The sequence below is a fragment of the Streptomyces sp. NPDC001536 genome, assembly GCF_042894505.1.
Classification (GTDB): domain Bacteria; phylum Actinomycetota; class Actinomycetes; order Streptomycetales; family Streptomycetaceae; genus Streptomyces.
In genome coordinates this window covers 192218-212034 of sequence record NZ_JBIAVQ010000010.1, presented here as the reverse complement: position 1 = coordinate 212034, position 19817 = coordinate 192218, and the positions used below count along the sequence as shown (strand labels likewise).

15 protein-coding genes and 1 pseudogene are annotated in these 19817 nt (G+C 72.0%); 5 read left to right on the top strand and 11 right to left on the bottom strand.

All coding sequences use genetic code 11. The annotated features are described in order from the left end of the window. Positions 1–18: 18 nt before the first annotated feature. Positions 19–660 (bottom strand): cutinase family protein, encoded by a 642-nt coding sequence (locus ACFY0U_RS27015; protein ID WP_388639989.1) that lies wholly within the window; start codon positions 658–660, stop codon positions 19–21. A gap of 249 nt (positions 661–909) precedes the next feature. Here ACFY0U_RS27015 and ACFY0U_RS27010 point away from each other — a divergent pair, with 249 nt between their 5' ends. Beyond that, positions 910–1488, top strand: a complete 579-nt coding sequence (locus ACFY0U_RS27010; protein WP_388639987.1) for a dihydrofolate reductase family protein — start codon at positions 910–912, stop codon at positions 1486–1488. A gap of 20 nt (positions 1489–1508) precedes the next feature. Here the strand turns inward: ACFY0U_RS27010 and ACFY0U_RS27005 are convergent, their stop codons facing one another. The 8 genes and pseudogenes from ACFY0U_RS27005 to ACFY0U_RS26970 all read right to left on the bottom strand — a co-directional run bounded on the left by ACFY0U_RS27005 (position 1509) and on the right by ACFY0U_RS26970 (position 15518). After that, positions 1509–2741, bottom strand: coding sequence for a PucR family transcriptional regulator (locus ACFY0U_RS27005; protein WP_388639986.1), 1233 nt, complete (start codon positions 2739–2741; stop codon positions 1509–1511). Positions 2742–2863: 122 nt separating this feature from the next. Further along, positions 2864–3844, bottom strand: a complete 981-nt coding sequence (locus tag ACFY0U_RS27000) for an alpha/beta hydrolase (protein ID WP_388639984.1) — start codon at positions 3842–3844, stop codon at positions 2864–2866. A gap of 22 nt (positions 3845–3866) precedes the next feature. Further along, positions 3867–8021 (bottom strand): acyltransferase domain-containing protein, encoded by a 4155-nt coding sequence (locus ACFY0U_RS26995; protein WP_388639982.1) that lies wholly within the window; start codon positions 8019–8021, stop codon positions 3867–3869. After that, positions 8018–9766, bottom strand: coding sequence for a fatty acyl-AMP ligase (locus tag ACFY0U_RS26990; RefSeq protein ID WP_388639980.1), 1749 nt, complete (start codon positions 9764–9766; stop codon positions 8018–8020). The genes ACFY0U_RS26995 and ACFY0U_RS26990 overlap by 4 nt, the downstream gene beginning before the upstream one ends. 115 nt (positions 9767–9881) lie before the next feature. Continuing rightward, on the bottom strand, positions 9882–11360 hold the full coding sequence (locus ACFY0U_RS26985; RefSeq protein WP_388640315.1) for an acyl-CoA carboxylase subunit beta: 1479 nt from the start codon (positions 11358–11360) through the stop codon (positions 9882–9884). A 295-nt stretch (positions 11361–11655) separates the two neighbouring features. Then, positions 11656–12651 carry a tetratricopeptide repeat protein gene (locus tag ACFY0U_RS26980; RefSeq protein WP_388639978.1) on the bottom strand — a complete coding sequence of 332 codons (996 nt, stop codon included), beginning with the start codon at positions 12649–12651 and terminating at the stop codon, positions 11656–11658. Positions 12652–12781: 130 nt separating this feature from the next. Continuing rightward, a pseudogene (locus tag ACFY0U_RS26975) lies at positions 12782–13861 on the bottom strand (endo-1,4-beta-xylanase); the annotation flags it as partial. 52 nt (positions 13862–13913) lie between these two features. Next, on the bottom strand, positions 13914–15518 hold the full coding sequence (locus ACFY0U_RS26970) for a glycoside hydrolase 43 family protein (RefSeq protein WP_388639976.1): 1605 nt from the start codon (positions 15516–15518) through the stop codon (positions 13914–13916). A 510-nt stretch (positions 15519–16028) separates the two neighbouring features. Here ACFY0U_RS26970 and ACFY0U_RS26965 point away from each other — a divergent pair. The 3 genes from ACFY0U_RS26965 to ACFY0U_RS26955 all read left to right on the top strand — a co-directional run bounded on the left by ACFY0U_RS26965 (position 16029) and on the right by ACFY0U_RS26955 (position 17938). After that, complete coding sequence (locus tag ACFY0U_RS26965) at positions 16029–16178, top strand: hypothetical protein (protein WP_388640328.1); 150 nt, start codon at positions 16029–16031, stop codon at positions 16176–16178. Between the two features lie 148 nt (positions 16179–16326). Beyond that, positions 16327–16773 (top strand): hypothetical protein, encoded by a 447-nt coding sequence (locus ACFY0U_RS26960; protein WP_388639974.1) that lies wholly within the window; start codon positions 16327–16329, stop codon positions 16771–16773. A 199-nt stretch (positions 16774–16972) separates the two neighbouring features. Then, entirely contained in the window at positions 16973–17938 is a 966-nt protein-coding gene (locus ACFY0U_RS26955; RefSeq protein ID WP_388639972.1) for a YihY/virulence factor BrkB family protein, read from the top strand. A gap of 15 nt (positions 17939–17953) precedes the next feature. Here ACFY0U_RS26955 and ACFY0U_RS26950 read toward each other — a convergent pair whose 3' ends face one another. After that, positions 17954–18604 (bottom strand): uridine kinase, encoded by a 651-nt coding sequence (locus tag ACFY0U_RS26950; protein WP_388639970.1) that lies wholly within the window; start codon positions 18602–18604, stop codon positions 17954–17956. Between the two features lie 60 nt (positions 18605–18664). Then, complete coding sequence (locus ACFY0U_RS26945) at positions 18665–19099, bottom strand: ATP-binding protein (protein WP_388639968.1); 435 nt, start codon at positions 19097–19099, stop codon at positions 18665–18667. 203 nt (positions 19100–19302) lie between these two features. On the opposite strand from ACFY0U_RS26945, the gene ACFY0U_RS26940 reads away from it, so the two are divergent. Continuing rightward, the gene (locus ACFY0U_RS26940; RefSeq protein WP_388639966.1) at positions 19303–19668 is read left to right on the top strand and encodes an STAS domain-containing protein; all 366 of its coding nucleotides are present in this window, start codon (positions 19303–19305) and stop codon (positions 19666–19668) included. Positions 19669–19817 lie beyond the last annotated feature (149 nt).

Below are 19817 nucleotides of genomic sequence, written 5' to 3'. Positions count from 1 at the left end.
GCCGAGGCCGAGCGGGGTTCAGACCTTGGTCGCGGCGAAGGCGGCCGCCGCGTCGGCGTTCGCGGTGTAGCCGAGGTGGGCGCCCACGTCGCCCCCGCCGCTCTCGCAGACCGGGTCGCCGGCCGCGCAGAAGTCGATGGTGCGGCTCTGGTAGGTGCCGGTGACGCTCTTGCCGATGGCACGGATCGGGTTGCCGAACAGCAGCACCGCGGCGACCTTGGGTTCCAGCGCCGCGGGGATCGTGGCCACGATCGGGCTGCCGACCACCGCGCCGGCGCTGCTGATGCCGATGGAGTTGTCGACGACGTTCGCGCCCTGCGAATAGCCGACGAGAAGGAAACGCTGGTTCGGACAGGAAGCGGCCTGGCTCCTGACATGGTTCACCAGGTCCGTGTTGCCCTGTGCGGCCGACGTGAGGGAAAGGTCCGCGGGATAGTTCACCTTGTAGCTGGACAGCGATTTGCCGGTGATTTTCCTCTGCAGCGCGGAATACACCGGGTCGCCGACGATGAATCCCAGTGTGCCGGGCTCGAAAGTGCCGCGAGCCGCGACGACGTCGATGTCCGTGCAGGCCGCGGCTGTGGCCGCGGGCGCTGAGACGGTGGCCAGTCCGGCCCCGCCGGCCAGCGAGAGCGCGGCGAGGAACAAGCGGATACGCATGGGGATCCTTTGAGGGTGGGGCGCGAGGAGCGCCTGTGGAAAGGACGTCCCGAACGTATTCGCGTTGTCGTATCGGGTGTGATGGACGGGAATTCAGGAATTCCCCGTCTTTTTGTGCCGAGGTGAGCAAGGATTTCCCAGTGACGTGATCTCGTGAGTGACTCGGCCCGGGCGGTCCCGCGCGTCGCGATGAGTTCTGCGGCCCGCGCCAGTCTTACCGTGGACCCCTGCTTCCGAGGAGGACATGTGATGCGCAGCGTGACCTATTCGATGAACGTCTCACTCGACGGCTACATCGTCGGGCCGGACGGCAGCTTCGACTGGTCGGCGCCCGACCCGGACGTCTTTCGCTTCTGGATCGACGAGATCCGGGACGTCGGCGCCTATCTGATGGGGCGGCGGCTCTACGAGACGATGCTGTACTGGGAGACCGCCGCCCAGGACCCGTCGCTCGGCGAGGACGAGCTCACGTGGGTCGGGCTCTGGAATCCGCTGCCCAAGGTGGTGTTCTCCACCAGGCTGTCGGAGGTGCAGGGCAACGCCCGCCTGGCCTCCGGCGGCGTCGCGGAGGAGATCAAGCGGTTGCGCGCCGAGCCGGGGGAAGGCGAGATCGCGATCGGCGGCGCGACGCTCGCCGCCGAGGCGGCCGCGGCGGGGCTGATCGACGAGTACCGGGCGATGGTCTACCCGGTGCTGGTCGGCGGTGGCATCCCGTTCTTTCCCCGGGACGAGCGCCGGGTGGATCTCGAACTCGTCGAGACCCGCACCTTCAACGAGAAGTTCGTCTACCTCCGCCACCGCGTGGTGCGTCGGCCGACTGATCGCTGAGAGGGCGTCAGCCGGCTTCCCTAGGCGGTGAACGTGTCGTCGTCCCGCAGCGCCTCCGCGCGCAGGGCGAGGATCAGGTCCAGGCGGGCGCCCGGGTCGTGCAGGGCGTCGCCGAAGAGCTTCTCCAACTGGCGCAGGCGGTAACGGACCGTCTGCGGGTGGACGTGGAGGCGGGCGGCGACGTCGGGCACGTTGCTGCCGCTCAGCAGCCACGCCAGGAGCGTCTCGGCGAGCCGGCCGCGCGGCCCCTCCGCGACCGCGCCCAACGGGGCCAGGACCCGTGACTGGAGCTGGGCGAGCATCGGTTCGTCGCCGTGCAGCAGCAGCGTCGACAGATGGTCGGCGCAGCGCACCACACCCTGCCGGGGCAGGATGCCGCGCCCCATCAGGCCGAGCGCCCGGGTGGCCCAGTGCAGCGAACGGGCGGCCTCGTCGAGCGGGACCGTCGGACCGATCGCGGCGGGCCGGCCGCGCAGCGCCAGCGTGAACGCCCGGCCGCCGAAACGGCCGGAACCGTCCGGATCGGGCACCAGCATCCGCGGCGGCCGGGAGTCCATGTCGACCAGCGCCCCCGCGGCCGCCAACGGCCGGTCCGCCTCCCGCTGGTCCGGGGTCGCCGCGAGCGCCACCACCGCGACCTGTCGCGGCACCGACCACCGTGCGCCGTGCGCCAGATCCTGCACCGCCTCCGGCGCCACCGGCCCCTCGCCCAGCAACAGATCGAGCAGCCGCCGGCGCCGCCGCTCCAACTCGTCCGTACTGCGCAGCTGCGCCTCCGCGTATCCGGCGGCGGCCGCCTCGGCGACCTCGTGCACCGTCCGGAAGGCGAGTTCACCCAGCGCGGAGACCACCGCGGAGTCCAGCCCGAGTTCCTCCGCCGTACGGCCCATCAGCCGCCAGGCGTGCAGACCACCGACCCGTAAGGCGGACTGCAACGCGTCCAGAGCGCGCCCTTCCATGGCCTCGCCGCGCCCGAGTTCGTAGTACGTGGCGGTGATCGCGGCGTCCTGGCCGTGCGGATCGGCGATGTGGTCGACGAACAGGGTCAGCGCCTGGACGACCCCGGACCTCAGGTGCATGCCGTACGTCCCGTCGGCCGGGCGGGCGTACTCCGGGACCTGTCTGCGCACCTCCTCCTCCACCTCGTCGGCGACGGCGTCCAACTGGTCGCGCAGCAGCTTGGCCAATTCGGGGGGCACCGGCGCGGCGCGGGGGCCGTCCGGTACGCCGGGCGGCGGTGTGGGAGCAGCCACGGCGGACCCTCCTTTCACCCGGAAGCGGCTCACCCGCGGGCTGGTGCCCGTGGGGCGGGGGACAAGTCCCGGGTTGGACGGACGTCCCCTGCGCTCCGTTCCGTGCCCCGACGGCACCGGCCTCACGCCGACACCCCCAGGGAACCGGCGAGCATCGGCCACGACGCGCCGAACTCCCGCTTCCAGTAGGCCCAGCTGTGCCCTCCTCCCGCGTAGTAGTGAGTCGTCACCGGGACGCGCAGCAGCGCGAGCGCGTCGGTGAACGCGTGCGCCGACGGCCACAGCGCGCTCTCCAGAGCCTCCGGCAGCCAGTCCCCGGTGCCGCCCACCACTCCGCTGCCGCTGGACACGTACAGGGCGGTGCCGCGCAGCCCTGCGGCGCGCGCCCGCGGATTGAAGTCCCGCCAGGTGAGCAGATTCAGGACCGGGCTGCCCCACAGGGACCGCGGCGCCAGGTTCTCGCGGGCCACGATGGCGTCCATCAGGCTGGGCACGCCGGGCGCCGTGGTGTCGAGGATGCCGCTGTACGAGGCCGCCGCCGCGAATGTCCCCGGGTGCCGCGCCGCGTGCGCCATCGCCCCGTAGCCGCCGGTGGAGACCCCGGCGACGACCCGGACCGCCGACGCCCGGTAGTCCCGGGCGAGCAGCGCGGGGACCTCGGTGAGCTGGAACGTCTCGTAGTCCGGGCCGTCCCGCCAGGCGGTGGGGATGCCCGTGGGCCCCGCGTCCGGCATCGCCACGATCAGCTCCCGCCCCTCCGTGAACGCCACGATGTCCGTCTCCCGGGTCCACGACGTGTAGTCGTCGTGGGCGCCGTGCAGGAGGTACAGCACGGGGTACGTCCGGCCCGGCTGGGTGGCGAAGGAGGAGGGGAGGACCAGCCGTACCGGGGCGCTGCGGCCCAGGGCGGCGGAGGGGAGGGAGACGTCGAACGTACGGGGGCCGATCTGGGTGACGCCAGGAGCGGCTGTGGCCGCCTCGGTGGTGCCGGTGGCCGTGGCGCCGAAGAGGGCGGCCAGGCCGGTGGCGGTGGCCGCTCTGGTGACGGCGCGTCGGGACACTGCGGCGGTACCCCGGAACCTTGCGGTGGTGCGGTCGGGCATGGCGGCTCTCCTCGGATCGGGTTCAGCGGCGGTCCTTCGCGAGCTCCCGCCGCAGATGGGCGGCGATCTCATCGACGTGCGGCGGGTCGAGCAGCGACAGATGGTGTCCCGCGACCCGGACCACGGACAGGTCCGGGCACACCTCGTCCCAGCCGAGCGAAGCGTCGTCCCGTTCGTACGCCGGGTCGCGCACGGTGTGCGGGGCCGGTTCGGTGGCCCGGTAGAGGACCACCGGCCCGTCGTGGCGGCTCGGCCGGTGGGCCTCGCCGATCCGCAGGTCCAGATAGGAGGACCGCTGGTGATCGAGGGCGGCGCGCGGTACGTCGGCCGCCTCGCGCAGGGCCCGCAGCACGGTGTCGATGCGCTCGCCGTCGTCCTGCGTCGCGACCAACTCGTCGTACGGCAGCCGCAGTTGCACCCCGTACGTCTCTGCGACATGGCGGGCGAAGCCGGCGAAGTGGGCGCGGATCCGGTCGGCCGCCGTGGCCTCCGCCCGAGGCAAGGGCCGTACGGAGTCGATGAGCACCACCAGCCGCACGTCCCGCCCGGCCGCCGCGAGCTGCCGCGCCGCCTCCTGCGCGACGAACCCGCCGAACGACCAACCGCCCAGCAGGCACGGCCCGTCGGGGTGTACGGCGGTCACCGCCTCGGCGTACCGACGCGCCTTCTCGGCGAGAGTACGGACCTCTGCGAGCCGCTCCAGGCCGTACACCGGGCGTTCCCCGCCGAGGCGTTCGACGAGGTGCCGGTAGACGCCGGTGGTGCCGCCGGCGGCGTGGACGAGGAAGAGCGGGGGACGGGGGCCGGTGGGGTGGAGCGGGCGGAGCGTGGGGTGGGGGCCGGAGGTGAGCAGGGGTGGGAGCGGGGGGTGCTCGCCGGTCGACGTGGTCGGCGGCGTCTGGATGCCTTCGGTCGCCGTTGCCTGCTGGATGCGGGTCGCCGTGTCCCCGACCGTGGTGGCGCCCAGGAGGTCGCGCAGGGGCAGTTCGATGGCGAACTCGCGTTCAAGGGCGGAGCGGATGCGGACGGCCATCAGGGAGTCCAGGCCCAGTTCGGCGAATGCGGTGGCAGGGGTGATGCGGGTCGGGGGATGCCCGGTGACGGCGGCGATGTGGTGGCGGAGGCGGGCGGTGACCGAGGTGTCTTCCGAGGTGTGGTCTCCCTTTGGCGAGTGGCTCCCTGCTGACCACGCCCTCGGCAAGTCCGTAGCCGAGTCCTCCGCCCGCCCGTCCGTCCACCAGTGCCGCACGTGCCGCCAGCGCGGCATCGGCAGGTCGGTGATCCGGCCGGGCGGCAGGGGTAGGCGATACCCGGCGGTGTGGAGCGCGCCGAGTTGTGTCAGGAAGTCGGCGCAGGTGTCGGCGTCGCGGCGGAGGGTGCCGAGGGCAAGAGCGCCGGGCGCGGTATCGGCGATGGCTCGGGTGAGGACGGGGTGGGGGGAGAGTTCGACGAAGGAGGTGTGGCCGTCGGCGGCGGCCGCGGCGACGGCCCGGTCCAGGCGTACGGGCCGCCGTAGGTTCGCGACCCAGTGCGCGGCGTCGAAGAGACTGTCGCCTCGTGGGTCGTCCAACACGGTGGAGTAGACCGGGATCCGGGGCCGCCCGCCTCGGATGTCCGCCAGGGAGTCGGCCAACTCCGCCAGCAGCGGCTTCACTTGAGGGGAATGCCCCGCCCCGACCACCCGCATCGCACGCGCTGCCCGCCCTTCCCCCTCAAGCCGGCGCACGAGCCGGGCCACCGCGGCCTCCTCCCCGGTGACCACCTTCTGGTGAGGTGAGGAATGCACGGCGACGTGCACCCCGGGGAAGTCCCGTTCCAGCGCGTCGAGTTCGCCGTCGTCGAGGTCGACCACCGCCATCGCCCCACCACGCAGTCCGCTGAGCAGCCGGGCCCGTACGGCGACCACGCGCGCCGCGTCCGACACCTCCAGCGCGCCCGCGCACACCGCGGCGGCCACCTCGCCCAGGGAGTGGCCGATGACGGCGACCGGCTCGACGCCGTGCGCCCGCCACAGCTCGGCAAGGGCCAACTGGAGCCCGAAGAGCACGGGTTGGGCGACCTCCAGGCGGTCGAGGTCGCCACCGGAGGCAAGGTGGTCAAAGAGGGAGAACCCGCACTCGGGTGCCAGTTGCGCGTCCAGCTTCTCCACGGCCGCGGCGAAGGCGGGCTCCTCGTCCATCAGTCGCCGCCCCATGCCGGCCCACTGGCTGCCGTACCCGGAGAAGACCCATACCGGGCCGCGCCCGACGACATCCCGGTCGCCCGTCATGACCCGCGCGTGCGGCCGTCCCGTCGCCAACGCGCCCAAGGCGTCCGCCAGTTCGGCCCGGTCACCGGCCACGATCGCGGCCCGCACGGACCCGCGCCCCGCCCGCCCGGCGAGCGTACGGGCCACGTCGGCCGGGTGCGTGGCGCCTGCTTCGGGTGTGCCGAGCCAGTCCGCGAGCCGGCCGGCGGTGTCACGGACGCGGGCGGCGTCGGCGTCGGACAGGAGGTGGAGGCGGGCGGGGGGTTCGTCGGCCGGGGGCGGGAGCAGGGCGCCGGGTCGCCATTCCTCCAGTACGGCATGGGCGTTGGTGCCGCCGAACCCGAATCCGGAGACCCCGGCGGTGGCCGTACCGCCGTACCGGGGCCAGGGCTCGGCCTCCGACACGACCCGCAGTCGCGCGTCGCCGTCCAGGGCGCTGCCTTCGGCGCAGTGCAGCGAGGGCGGGACCAGGTCGTGGTGGAGGGCGAGCACCGTCTTCACCAGGCCGGCGATGCCCGCGGCGGACTCCAGGTGGCCGAGGTTGCCCTTGACCGAGCCCAGGAGCAGCGGCTGGTCGGGGTCGCGGCCCGTGCCGAGCACGGCGCCGAGCGCGCCCGCCTCGATGGGGTCGCCGAGCGGGGTGCCGGTGCCGTGCGCCTCGACGTGGTCGATGTGCGCGGGGGAGAGTCCGGCCCGTGCGTAGGCGGTCGTCAAGAGGGCTTGCTGGGCGGCCGGGTTGGGGGCCAGGAGACCGTTGGAGCGGCCGTCGGAGTTGACGGCGGTGGCGCGGATGACGGCGAGGACGCGGTCGCCGTCCCGCTCGGCGTCGGACAGCCGCTTCAGCAGCACGGCCGCGCAGCCCTCGCCCCGCCCGATGCCGTCGGCAGCCGCCGAGAACGGCTTGCACCGCCCGTCCGGCGCGAGCGCGCCCGCCCGCCGGAACGCGACGGTGACCGTGGGGGAGAGCAGCACATTGACCCCCGCCGCGATCGCCCGGTCGCTCTCGCCCGTGTGCAGGCTGACGCACGCCTGGTGCACGGCGACCAGCGACGACGAGCACGCGGTGTCGACGGCCATGCTCGGCCCGCGCGTGTCCAGGACATACGCGAGCCGGCCCGCCGCCACGCTCAGCGCCCCGCCCGCCGGAGCCCACGGGTCGACGGACTCCGGGTCGGCCCCGGTCAGCCGGCCGTACTCGGGGGCGGACACCCCGACGAAGACCCCGGTGGAGGTACCGGCGAGGGACGCTGCCGGGACGGCGGCGTGGTCGAGGGTCTCCTGGACGACCTCCAGGAGGATCCGCTGCTGCGGGTCCATCACCGCGGCCTCGCGGGGCGTGATGCGGAAGAAGTCGGCGTCGAAACCGGCGATGTCGTCCAGATAGCCGCCGTACGGGAGCGCGTCGGCGGGCGGGTACGGCGTGAAGTCCCGCCACCGGTCCTCCGGGACCCGCCGGATCGCGTCGACGCCCTCGCGCAGCAACCGCCAGTAGTCGTCCGGGCCATGCACACCCCCGGGCAGCCGACAGCCGACCCCGACGACCGCGATCGGCTCACCGGGCTCCGGAGCCGTGGGTGAAGGAGCCGCGCCTTGCACCGGAGCGGAGTCCGCCGCGGCACCGCACACGCGCGCCACCAGCGCGTCCCCCGTGGCCGCCTCCCACAGCAATGTCGCCGGCAGGTCGAGGCCCGTGGCCCGGGACAGCTCCCCGGCCAGCACGACCGCGTCCCGCGAGGACATCCCGAGATCCGCGAGCGGCTGGTCCATCGGCACGTCCCCGGCCGCGATTCCGCTCCAGGCGGCCACCTTCTCGGCGATCAGCCGACGCAACACACGTTCCTCGCCCGCCTCGACAGGACCACGCGGTCTTGCGCCCTCGGCCACCAGGCGGCGCGCGCTGCCGTCTTCTCCGTCGCCCACCCCCCTCATCCCGCGACCTCCGCCGCATAGGCACCCGTCAGATAGCGCTCGCGGGTCAGCGCCCTGGACACCTTTCCGCTGGAGGTCCGGGGGACCGTGCCCGGCGGGACGAGAACCACGTCGGACAGCCGCAGCCCGTGCCGCGCGGAGACGGCCGCGCGTACCGTCCGCACCAGGGCCGGTACGTCGATGTCGGCGAGCGGCACGGCCCGTACGTGCTCCGCGACGACGATCACCCGCTCCCCGGAGCCGCCGGGTACGCCGAACGCGGCGAGCCGGTCGCGTCGTACGGCCGGATGGGCGTCCTGGGCCGTGGCCTCGACGTCCTGCGGGTAGTGGTTGCGTCCGTCGACGACGATGAGGTCCTTCAGCCGCCCGGTGACGATCAACTGCCCGTCCAGGACCGTGCCCAGGTCGCCGGTGCGCAGCCACTTGCCCGGCCCGGCCACGACATCGGCGAGCACGGCGCCGAAGACACGCAGGGTCTGCCGCTCCTGGTTCCGGTAACCCCGCCCCACGTTGGGACCCTGCACCCAGATCTCGCCGACCTCTCCCTCCGCCAGTGACTCCCGCGACACCGGATCGGCGATCCGCACCCGCTGGCCCGCCGGAGCCCCGCAGCCGGTCAGCAGTACGGCCCTTGGATCGTCGGGCCGCGCGGGCAGGGCCTTCCCGGTGGCCAGGGCGTCACGGTCGAGCGCGAATCTGCGCAACGGCTGCCAAGGGCGGGCGGCACTGACGAACACGGTCGCCTCGGCCAGCCCGTACGACGGACAGTGCGTCTCCGGGACGAGTCCCTGCGCGGCGAACGCGGCGTGGAAACGGTCGGCCGTGCCGGCACGGACCGGCTCGCTTCCGTTGATCAGGGCGAAGACGCCGTCCAGCCGCAGGTCGGCCTTCTGCGCCTCGGTGACCGTCGACGCGCAGTAGTCGTAGGCGAAGTTGGGCGCCGCGCTCAGCGCGCGCGGGTGCGCGGCCAACAGCCGTAGCCACCGCGCCGGTTCGTGCAGGAACGCCACCGGATCCATGAGCACCGACAACAGCCCCCGCACCACCGGCGCCGCGACACTCAGCACGAGCCCCATGTCGTGGTACAGCGGAAGCCAGCCCACACAGGTCACCGGATGCACGTCGGCCCCGTAGGCGGCCAGCGCCTGACGGGCGTTGGCGACGACGTTGGCATGGGTGATCTCCACACCGGCCGGGGTGCGGGTCGAGCCGGAGGTGTACTGGAGGTACGCGACGTCCTCGGCGCCGAGGGCGCGGGGCTGCGCGTCACCTGCGGCGGCGTCGGGTACGTGGTCCACGGCGATGACCTTCACATCCCGTTCCGCGCACAACTCGCCCACCTCAGCCAGGGCATGACCCGTCGTCACGACGACCGCAGGGTGCGCGTCGGCCAGGACCGCCGACAGCCGGTCGCCCTGCCCGGGCAGCCCGGGCGGATACAGCGGTACGGCGATCAGACCGGCGGCCAACGCCCCGAGGAAGGCGGTGACATAGTCCGTCCCCTGCGGACACAGCACCGCGACCCGCGCCCCGGGCTCCGCCTCGGCGGCGAGCCGGGCGGCCACGGCCCGCATCCGCAGGTCCAGTCGGCGCCAGGTCAGCGTGCGGTGCACGCCGCGCGAGTGCGGCGCGGGATGGTCGACGAAGGTGAACGCCCGGCGGTCGGGGGTGGTCTCGGCCCAGTGCCGCACATACTCCGGCAGGCTGCGGAACGCGGGCGTGAGCGGGGGGCGGCGGCTGTCCATCGGGCATGGGCTCCTCACGTCGCGGGGACGGCTGGCTCGGGCGGTCGGGCTGTGAACGGCCGTGCAGGCGGGGGCCGTTGGGGCTGGCCTTGCCGTCAGGAGTGGTCGAGGCCGGTCAGAGCGGGATGTTGCCGTGCCGGCGCTCCGGCATCGGTGCCCGCTTGCCGCGCAGTGCGCGCAGGGCGCGGCAGAGGTGGGCGCGGGTGTCGCGCGGGGCGATGACGGCGTCGACGTAGCCGCGCTCGGCGGCGAGGTACGGAGTGCCGTACGTGCTCTCGTACGCGGTGACCAGACGGGCGCGCAACGCCTCGGGGTCGGCCGCGGCGGCGAGTTCACGGCGATGCAGGACACCGACCGCGCCCTCGGCGCCCATGACGGCGATCCGGGCGGTGGGCCAGGCGAGGTTGATGTCGGCGCCCAGATGCTTGGAGCCCATCACCGCGTACCCGCCGCCGTACGCCTTGCGCACCACCACCGTGACCTTGGGGACGGTCGCCTCGGCGTACGCGTACAGGAGTTTGGCACCGCGCCGGATGATGCCGGCCTGCTCCTGGCGGACTCCGGAGAGATAGCCAGGGACGTCGGCGAAGGTCAGCAGGGGGATGCCGAACGCGTCGCAGAACCGTACGAACCGTGCGGCCTTCTCGGAGGCGTCGATGTCGAGGACCCCGGCGGCGTGCAGCGGCTGGTTGGCGACGACACCGACGGAGGCGCCCTCGACGAGGGCCAGCGCGCAGATGATGTTCGGCGCGAACAGCTCCTGCACCTCCAGGAGTTCGCCGTCGTCGACGACCGCGCGCAGGATGTCGCGCATGTCGTAGGCCTGCCCGAGCCGGTCCGGCACGACGGTGTCCAGGCACAGCCCGGCGGGTACGGCGCCCGGTGCGTACTGCGGGGGCTTGTCCAGGTTGTTGGCGGGCAGGTACGACAGCAGGTCGCGTACGGTGTCGAGGGCGTTCACCTCGTCGTCGGCGAGGAAGTGGGCGTTGCCGTTGACGGTGTTGCTGGTGCGGGCGCCGCCCAGTTCCTCGGCGCTGGTGCGTTCGCCGGTGACGGTCTCGATGACGTCGGGCCCGGTGACGAACATGTGGGAGGCACCGTCCACCATGACGGTGAAGTCGGTGATGGCCGGCGAGTACGCGGCCCCGCCGGCGCACGGGCCGAGCACGACCGAGATCTGCGGGATCACCCCGGACGCCTGCACGTTGCGGCGCACCAGCTCGGCGTAGAGGGCGAGGGAGGTGACGCCCTCCTGGATACGGGCGCCGCCGCCGTCGTTGAGGCCGATGACCGGACAGCCGGTCTTCAGGGCGAGGTCCATCAGCGCGAGGGTCTTCTGTCCGAAGGCCTCGCCCATGCTGCCGCCGAAGACCGTGGCGTCCTGGGCGAAGACACAGACGGCTCGGCCGTCGATCGTGCCGTACCCGGTGACGACCCCGTCGCCGTACGGGCGTCCGGCACCGTCACCGGTCGGCCGGGCGCGTACGAACAGACCGGTTTCGGTGAACGAGCCCGCGTCCAGCAGCAGATCGATCCGCTCGCGGGCGCCGTACTCCCCACGTCTTCTGGGCCCGTTCGCGGCGACCGCCCGCATCCGGCGGCTCTCCAGCGCGGTGATGCGGTCGGCGGTTCGGTCGACGCTTGGTTCGGCGATCGGGCCGGGCAACCGGCCGGCCTCCCGCTCTGCCACCGGCCCCGCCCTGGATGTCTCCACCTCAAGTGTCATGGCCACCTCCGAAGTGGCTTCCGAATATGGCAGCGTCGGAGGGGTGAGCCGGGTCGATTGCCCTTCTGTTTGGGGGAGATGAGTCCTGCGGGGCCGTGGTTCGTCCGTGGGTGACAAGGGCGTGGGCGGGACGGGGCGTCGGGGACGGGACCTCCGTCGCCCCTCAGCGAGCCGCGGGTGCTGACTTTCCTCCACGGGCCTCGGCCACGAGTGCGTGCGGCAGCCCCGGTCCCGCGCACGCGTAGTCGATCAGCAGGTCGCGGTAGGAGGTGCTCGGGAGGTCCGGCGAGAGGGCGATCAGGTCGCGCAGGGCGTCGGACGAGCCGGTCAGACGGGCTCGGTAGGTGGCATGTGCCGCACGCAGGGAGGCCTCGTCCGGAGCGTGTGCCAGGCCCTTTTCGGCGTGGCCCACGGCCGCGGCGAAGTCGCCCTGTTCGGCACGCACGTCGGCCAGGTCGAGGTAGAGAGACCAGTTGCCGGGTTCCAGGGCCAGGGCACGTTCGAAGGCCGTCGCGGCTCGGCCCAGGTCGCCCGTCTCGCGCCAGGTGACCGCTCGGGCGACCTCGGTCCACATGACCGGCTCGACGGCATCGGCACGGTCGCACAGCGCGAACGACAGCTCATAGCGACCGCAGGCCCGGGGCAGCCGGGCCATGGAGGCCAGCGACTCCGGCACGGGACTGCGCTCGGACACGACGTCGATGGCATGGAACCAAGGGGCGAACCGCTCCCGCATCTCGTCGGAGTCCAGGTCGCGGCCGTAGTCCAAGGTCCGCAGACACGCCTCGGCCAGCGCCTGCGCACTCACCGTACCGAGTAGGCGCGCGTCGCCGAACCAGGGAGCGGCGCCCCACGCCACGTCGGGTCGGACGCCCGTGACCGAGCCGAGGGTCATGACCGCGTCGTCCATGTCGCCGTCGAGGAAGAGGAAGTACGCCTGCGCGAGCACAGCGCTCAGGGAGCCGTCCCTTTCGAGACCCTCTTTCAGCTCGGCGCGCCGCTCCCGCCACAACTCGGCGAGGGCCGCATAGGGCTCCGGGGCCGCCGGCGCGGAGGCTATCGCCCCCACCAGATACTTCACGGCGCCGACCGGGCTTCCGCCGCAGTGCGCCATCACACCGGCGAAAGCGACTCCCGCTGTCACTGAACGATTCGACATCGCCAGAGAATATCCATGGCCAAAGGTGCGGCTCGGCGGCTCGGCACAGGACGTGGGCCCCGCACGAGCGGCGGGGCCCACGTCGTCAGCCGGTCAGCAGGTCGAGTTGGTCTGGGTGAGCAGGCCCAGTCGCGGAGGGGAGGGCGGCGGCGGACTTGGCCGACAGGGCGGTCGCGCTCTGCGCGGCGGGCGTGCCGCCCATCGCGGTCAGCGTCGACGCGTAGGCCGCCTTCTTGTTGCCGTTCCGGTCGAACAGCAGCGGGTTCTCGCCGCTGCGCCAGGAGTCGCTGTCCCGGATGCCCCAGACGGTGATGCCGGTGCAGCGCGCCACGTTCAGACAGGCCCGCACCGTGTTCGCGTACGCGGCGGCCGGCGCCTGGGCGATGTCCAGCTCGGTGATCTGTACGTCCACGCCGAGGGCGGCGAAGTTCGACAGCGTGGTCTGGAAGCTGGAGGGCGGACCGCCGGTGCCGAAGTGGGCCTGGAAGCCGACGCAGTCGATGGGCACTCCGCGCGACTTGAAGTCGCGCACCATGCGGTAGACGCCCTGGGTCTTCGCGGCGCTCCAGTTCTCGATGTTGTAGTCGTTGTAGCAGAGCTTGGCCGCCGGGTCGGCCGACCGTGCGGTGCGGAAGGCCTGTTCGATGAAGCCGTCGCCGAGCAGGTTCTGGAACACCGAGGGGCGGTGCTGGCCGCTGTTGCCGTCGGCGAAGGCCTCGTTGACGACGTCCCACGAGTGGATCCGGCCCTTGTAGTGGTTCGCCACGGTGGTGATGTGGGTGTTCATCACACTGCGCAGGGTGTTCGCGTCGGTGATGGAGCTGACCCAGCTGGGCAGTTGGGAGTGCCACACCAGGGTGTGGCCGCGCACGCGCTGACCGCGGGCCGCCGCGCGGTTGACGATCTGGTCGGCGGGGCCGAAGGAGAACGAGCCGCGGGTTCGCTCGGTGGTGTCCCACTTCATCTCGTTCTCGGGCGTGACCTGGTTGAACTCGCGGTCCAGGATCCCGGTGTACGTGCCGTCGCCGAGCTTTCCGGCGGCCACCGCGGTGCCGAAGTACCGTCCGGACTGGGCGGCTTGGGCGCCGAGTGTGGAGGCGCGGACGGCATCGGGCGCGGCGGTCGCGGCCGCCGGTGTCACGAGGGCTGCGACAGCCAGCAGGGATAACACGGAGGCTCGGCGACGGCCGAGCCGTGTGTGCGGGTTCATGGTTCTCCTTGTTGGGTTGGGGGGGGTGGGTGGTGCGATCGGTCGGATCGGGTCAGGGCGTGGACAGCTCGAACCGGGGGACGCGGACCGAGCCGCCGAGTGCCTGGGTGGCGTGGTTGAAGAGGGCGAACCGGTAGCCCATGAAGAACCGCCAGTCGTTGCCCATGGAGAAGGCGGGGCCCAAGCGGACGAAAGTGGTGCCGTCGGTGCTGTAGGAGAAGGTCCCGGGGCGTGCCGCACCGGGGCGGATGTCCGCGCTCGCGCGCAGCCAGACGCGGCTGCCGGACACGGGCGTGCTCGCGGCTTCCGTGCCGGTGCCGGTGGTGTTCCAACTGCCGTCCATGGTCAGCCCGTTGACCATCACCAGACGTGTGGTGCCGCCGTCGCGCTTGAGGCCGATCCAGGCGGAGGAGTCACGCAGCAGCGCGAGTCCGGCCCGGTCGCCGTCCCGCATCGCGGAGTGGTCGAGCAGGACCGTGGCGGTCGAGGTGGGGCCCTGGATGCGGTGGGTGAGGGTGTTGCGGGCCCAGTAGAGGTCGTCGGTGACGGTGGCGGTCCGCAGCGTCAGGCCGTTGCCGAGGGACCACTTGGTGTTGTCGGGGTTGTGGTTCCACTCCCATCTCGGCTTGAGGCTCGTGCCGTCGAAGGTGTCGACGCCGGTCATCGGGGTGACCTGGCGGGGCGGCGCGGGCAGGGCCGGGGTGGGATACGAGGTGCCCCACGCGCCGTTCACGAGTTGCACGACGGGCCAGCCGTCCGCGGTCCAGGTGACCGGCGCCAGGGCGGGCACCCGGCCGCCGGGGTAGGCGTCCACGAAGGCCATGTAGTACCAGGCGCCGCTCTGCGTCTGCACCAGTCCGCCCTGGTGCGGGACGCCACCGCCGTCGATCGGCCCGCGCAGGTCAAGGAGGACCTGTCGCATGGTGTAGGGGCCGAAGGGGCCGCTCGACGACTTGAGGATGTACTGGCCGTTCGCGGGGCGGGTCAGGAAGATGTAGTACTGCCCGTTGATCTTGTAGAAGCGGGCGCCTTCGAGGGTGCCGACGCTCGACGGTGTGGTGAACACCTGCTGTGTGCGGACCTGGTTGCGGCCGTCGGGCGAGAGCTGGGCCACGCTGATCGTGGTGTTCCCGTACGCCACGTAGAGGGTGTCGTCGGTGTCGACGAGCAGCCCCGCGTCGTAGTACGGCGTGCTGATCGTCGTGAGCCTGCTCCATGGCCCCTCGGCGGCGGTGGCCGTGTAGATGTACGTCCTGGCGAAGTCGATCTGGCCGAGCCAGTAGAAGGTCGCGTTGCTCGGCCGGTAGGCCAGCGACGACGCCCAGATGCCCCGGACGTAGCCACGGGCGCCGTTCAGGTCGTACTTGGTGCCGAAGTCGAGCACGGGCACCGAGTGGCCGGCGATCTCCCAGTTCACCAGGTCGTAGGAGCGCAGGACGGGTGCGCCGGGCGAGTAGTGCATCGTCGAGGCCGAGGCGTAGTAGGTGGCGCCGACGCGGATGATGTCGATGTCCGCGAAGTCCTGCCAGATCACCGGGTTGGTGAACGCGGCGGCGGCCGCGCCGGCGGGGGTGGACGGAAGCAGGGCGGCGGTCACCAGGCCGGTGGCGGTGCCCAGCACTCGGCGGCGCCCCAGAGGCTGATCAGAGCATGACATGTCTGTGTGTCGATCTCTCTGTGAGGGAGCGCTGTGGGGGTGGATCGGTCCCGTCAGGTTCGGTATGACGAACGTCAATCGACTCATCGAGCAACCGGGATGATTGCGAGGCCCGCTGCTTCCGTCAATACACCTCGCATGATTCGATCCTGACGCCGAACTATTTCGATGCGCATCGCGCTCGGCCGTCGATGAAGTGGGCCTCTGAACTCGGTGTCTCCGGTCGGCGGGGCGTGACGGAATCTGTTGACCGGCGGATTGGTGTTGTCACGTCCCCAACTCCCTCTAGTCTCCCTGGAGTCGACGATCCGAAAGTGAGTCGAAATTTCGGACGCCGCCGTGAGTGTCATGGCGTTGGCCGCGGGCGCCTGGAGCTCGTCACCCGGCCGGGCGGCGGCGCGGGAGTTGGTCCGGCAGGCAGGGGTGAGTGGGCCAGGTCGGGGTAACCGCGTTCGTACGAACTCCTTGTCATCGAGGGGAGTTGTCGCCGACCGTCTGAGGAGGACAGCCGTGGCAGGCATGTTGGCCAAGATCAAGCAGTTCAGCAGGAGCCCGCAGGGACGACGTGCCGCGGAGCAGGTGCGGCGTGCCTCTGCCGATCCACGCCGCCGAGCCCAGGCGCAGCGGCTGTTCGGCAAGCTGCGGGGACGGCGCCACTGAGCTGACGGTGCGGGGCTCGGGCGGACGCCTTGGGGCACCGAGCGGCCCGCACTGTCAGTGGCAGGCGCAAGAATGCGACCAGCAAGATCAACATTGGACCTGAACGAGGCGAACGGTGTCCGTTCCTCCCCCTGGAAAGGCCGCACCGATGCCCCCGACCTCCTCGAACGCCGTCGCCACGACCCGCGCCGTCCACACCCCGCACCACGGCGAAAGCGATCTCGCGCAACGGACGAGACGTACGGATTTCACCCGCCTGACGGCACCCGCCGTTCTCGCCCCTCCCAGATCCACGCCGCCCCTCGACGCCCCGGCGGCCGACGTGCTGCGCATCGTGTCCGACTCCCGCACCCCCGTCTTCGTCACCGTCCACGCGAACGGACGGATCCGTTACGGCTACTGGCGCCCCGTCGACTCCGCCACCGGCAGGGGCGGTTGCTACGTCGCCCTGCCGACCGGCGTGTGCGAGGAACTGCGCTCCTGCGGGCGTATCACCTGGGGCGAGCCCGTCAACGATCCGTCGAAGACCACCTATCGGGTCAGGCCGGCCCGTACTCCGGCGAGGGCGGGACGCGAGGAAGGAAGCGCCGCGTGAGCGGCTGAGACCCAGCCGCCATCGCCACGATCGCGAACCGTCCGCGATGCCCCGCGCGCCCGGACGAAGACGATGACGGGCCGCCCCACCGTCCCTGCCCGCGGCGATCCGAGCCCGTGCCCGAGCGCCGTCGAGTGCGCGGTGGGAGTGAGGGGACACTGGGGCACAGAGCCGCCGTACGACGAGGAGCGTCCACGCCATGGGTACCGCTGTCCATGTCCCGCAGACCCGGGACATGATCGGGGAGGAGCTCTCCGGGGACGAGGCGTTCACCGCCCTGCGTCACTACGGGGGCCTGCGGCTGCTGACGGACTCCGTCGCCCGCTTCCGCTACGCCGACGGCTTCAGCAACGCGCGGGCCCTCGCCTTCCAGGTCGTGCTCGGGCTGGTCCCGTGCACCCTGGCGCTGGTCGGGCTGGCCACATCGGTGCACACGGAGGGCCTGGGCCGGGTCATCGAGCTCACGCTCGGTCGGATCGTGCCCGGTGCCAGTGCCGAGATCGTCGAGGACGCCCTCGACGGGGCCCGGCGCACCGCGCACGGCGACGCCTGGAGCACGCTCGCCCTGTGGCTCGGCACGGGCTTCGCGCTGTTGAACCTCGCCTCGGCCATGGGGCAGATCGAGCGCGGCGCGAACCGTATCTACGGCATCGAGCGGGACCGCCCCTTCCTGCACAAGTACGCGCGGGCGATGACTCTCGCGTTCGCCGCCGGCCTGCCCCTGGTGCTGGGCTTCGTCGTCCTGGTCGCCGGCCGGGCGGTGGGCGACGCCGTGGCGGACACCGCGGGCTGGGAGGCGGACGGGGCGCGGTGGTGGGGGGTGCTCTGCATCCCCGTGGGGCTCGTACTGGCCTGGGTGGCCTCCGCCGTGATCTTCCGCTGGTCTCCGCGCCGCCGCCAACCCGGCTACACCTGGCTGGCGTTCGGGTCGGCCGTACACCTGCTGCTGTGGGTGTCGGCCACCTGGCTGCTCGCCCTGTACGTCGAGGGCAGCGGTGGCTTCGGAGCGGTGTACGGTCCGCTCACCGCGTTCATCGCGCTGCTGCTGTGGGCCAACCTCACCGCCGTCGCGCTCTTCCTCGGCATCGCCTTCGCCGCCCAGCTGGAAGCGGCCCGCGCCGGCATCGAAACGGCCGTCCACCCGGACCCCGGGGCGGGTCCGTGATGGTGCTCTCGCGTCCTAGCGTCTGGTCGGCGGCGCGACGACCAATTCGGTAGTCGGGTCGTGGTCGAGCCGCGGAGGGCCGCCGACGATCAACGTGGCTCGGGCCCACGGCTGTTCGCGCGCCATGAACGGCACTTCCTCCAGGAGCCAGTTCGCCACATGCTCCCGGTGCTCGGGGGAGTCGCCGTCCCGGAGGGCCAGCAGACGCTCCTGCTCGTCGAGATCACCCTGCATCCACACCGAGGCGTCCAACCACGGGGCCAGCTCTTCGCGGATGATGCCGGTCCCCTCGACCCAGACGACGTCGGCACCGGCGGGGACGGTGATCGATCCGGGCCGGTCGTGGGTGACCCAGGGGTCGGGGCGGAAGTCCACCGCCTCACCGCGGTGCAAGGGGCGCAGGACGTTCTCGACGAGTACGGCGCCCCAGTCGAAGCAGGCGTGGTTCCAGGCGATGTCGTCGGTGTGCACGACGGCGGAGTCGGGCACCACCACGCGCAACCGCTCGGCCAGGGTCGTCTTGCCCGCGCCGCCCCGGCCGTCGATCGCGACCACCCGCGGACGTCCGCTGACGGCGGGCGACGCGTCGCGTAGCCGCCGGACGGCGTCGAGCAGGGGCACCACCCGCCAGCCGGCGGCCTCGGCCTCCCCTGGATGCAGACGCATCGGCAACCTGTCTTCCGCGGCCAGGCACGTGTCCCGCCTGTGGTGGGTGCGCGAGCCGTTTCAGCCGTCGAGGCCCACCAGCGGATCGTCGAACAGCGCGAGCCGACCGGTGATCCGCTTCCCGACGGGCTCGCGATGCGCCTCGAAGCCCTGGACCACGGCCATCACGATCTCCAGACCATGCTGGCCCACCCGTCCGGCATCGGCACTCCGAGCCGTCGGGAGGGTCGGGTCGGTGTCCCATACGGTGATCTCCACCGAGTCGCCGGTGATGCGCAGGTGCAGCATCACCGGCCCGGGCGCGTATTTGAGCGCGTTGGTGACCAGCTCGCTCACCACCAGCTGCGTCAGGTCCATGGTGCGTGCCGACACCGGCAGGCCGAGCTCGGACTGGGCTCTGGTCAGGAACTCCGACGCACTCGCCCTCGCGTCGGCGATACAGCCGACTGCCCCGTCCATGGCCACCGTCATCTCGGCAGGTGCGTCATCCGGCATCCGGGAACACTCCTCGCGCGGGACAGGTTCCCTGCCGACGATCTGCAATACCCCGTTCATGAGCGCGCGAATACCCGGTAAATCCCGTATCACTCCTGTGTCGCGAGCCTATGAATGGCTCATCCGCGCGCATCGCTGCCGGGGGAGTGGGCAACGTTGGCAACGGAGACGTGACTCAGCCCCCGAGCGTGCAGAGGACAACAGTGGCAGACAACCAGGAATCAGTGGGTCACGGCCAGCTGTCCGTGATCCGGTCCGACGTCGACGGCGTCACCGTCCTCAGCCTCCACGGCGAAGTGGACTACCAGAGCGTGACGGCTCTGACCCGGGCCGTGCCCGCGGCGGACGCGACCGCCGGGCAGCGCGTCGTCGTGGACCTGAGCAGGGTGACGTTCATGGACTCCAGCGGGGTCAATGCCCTGGTCGCCCTGTATCAGGCCGCGCAGGCCGCACAGGGATGGCTACGGCTCGTGGGAGTGCGGGGCGCCGTGCTGCGCACGGTGCAGCTCGTGGGGCTCGACACCCTCGTCACCTGTCATCCGACGGTTCAGGACGCGCTCGCGCCATGACGGTTTGTATCGGAGCCAAATCAGGTCGGGTGCCCCCGGACGGCTCTGTCATGCCACTTTCGCACCGCCTTTTTTGAGCGGCCTGGTGGCTCGCGCCAGGCTTTGGTTGTCGCCCGACAACTGCGTTAGCCTTCACCGCATTTCCTCAT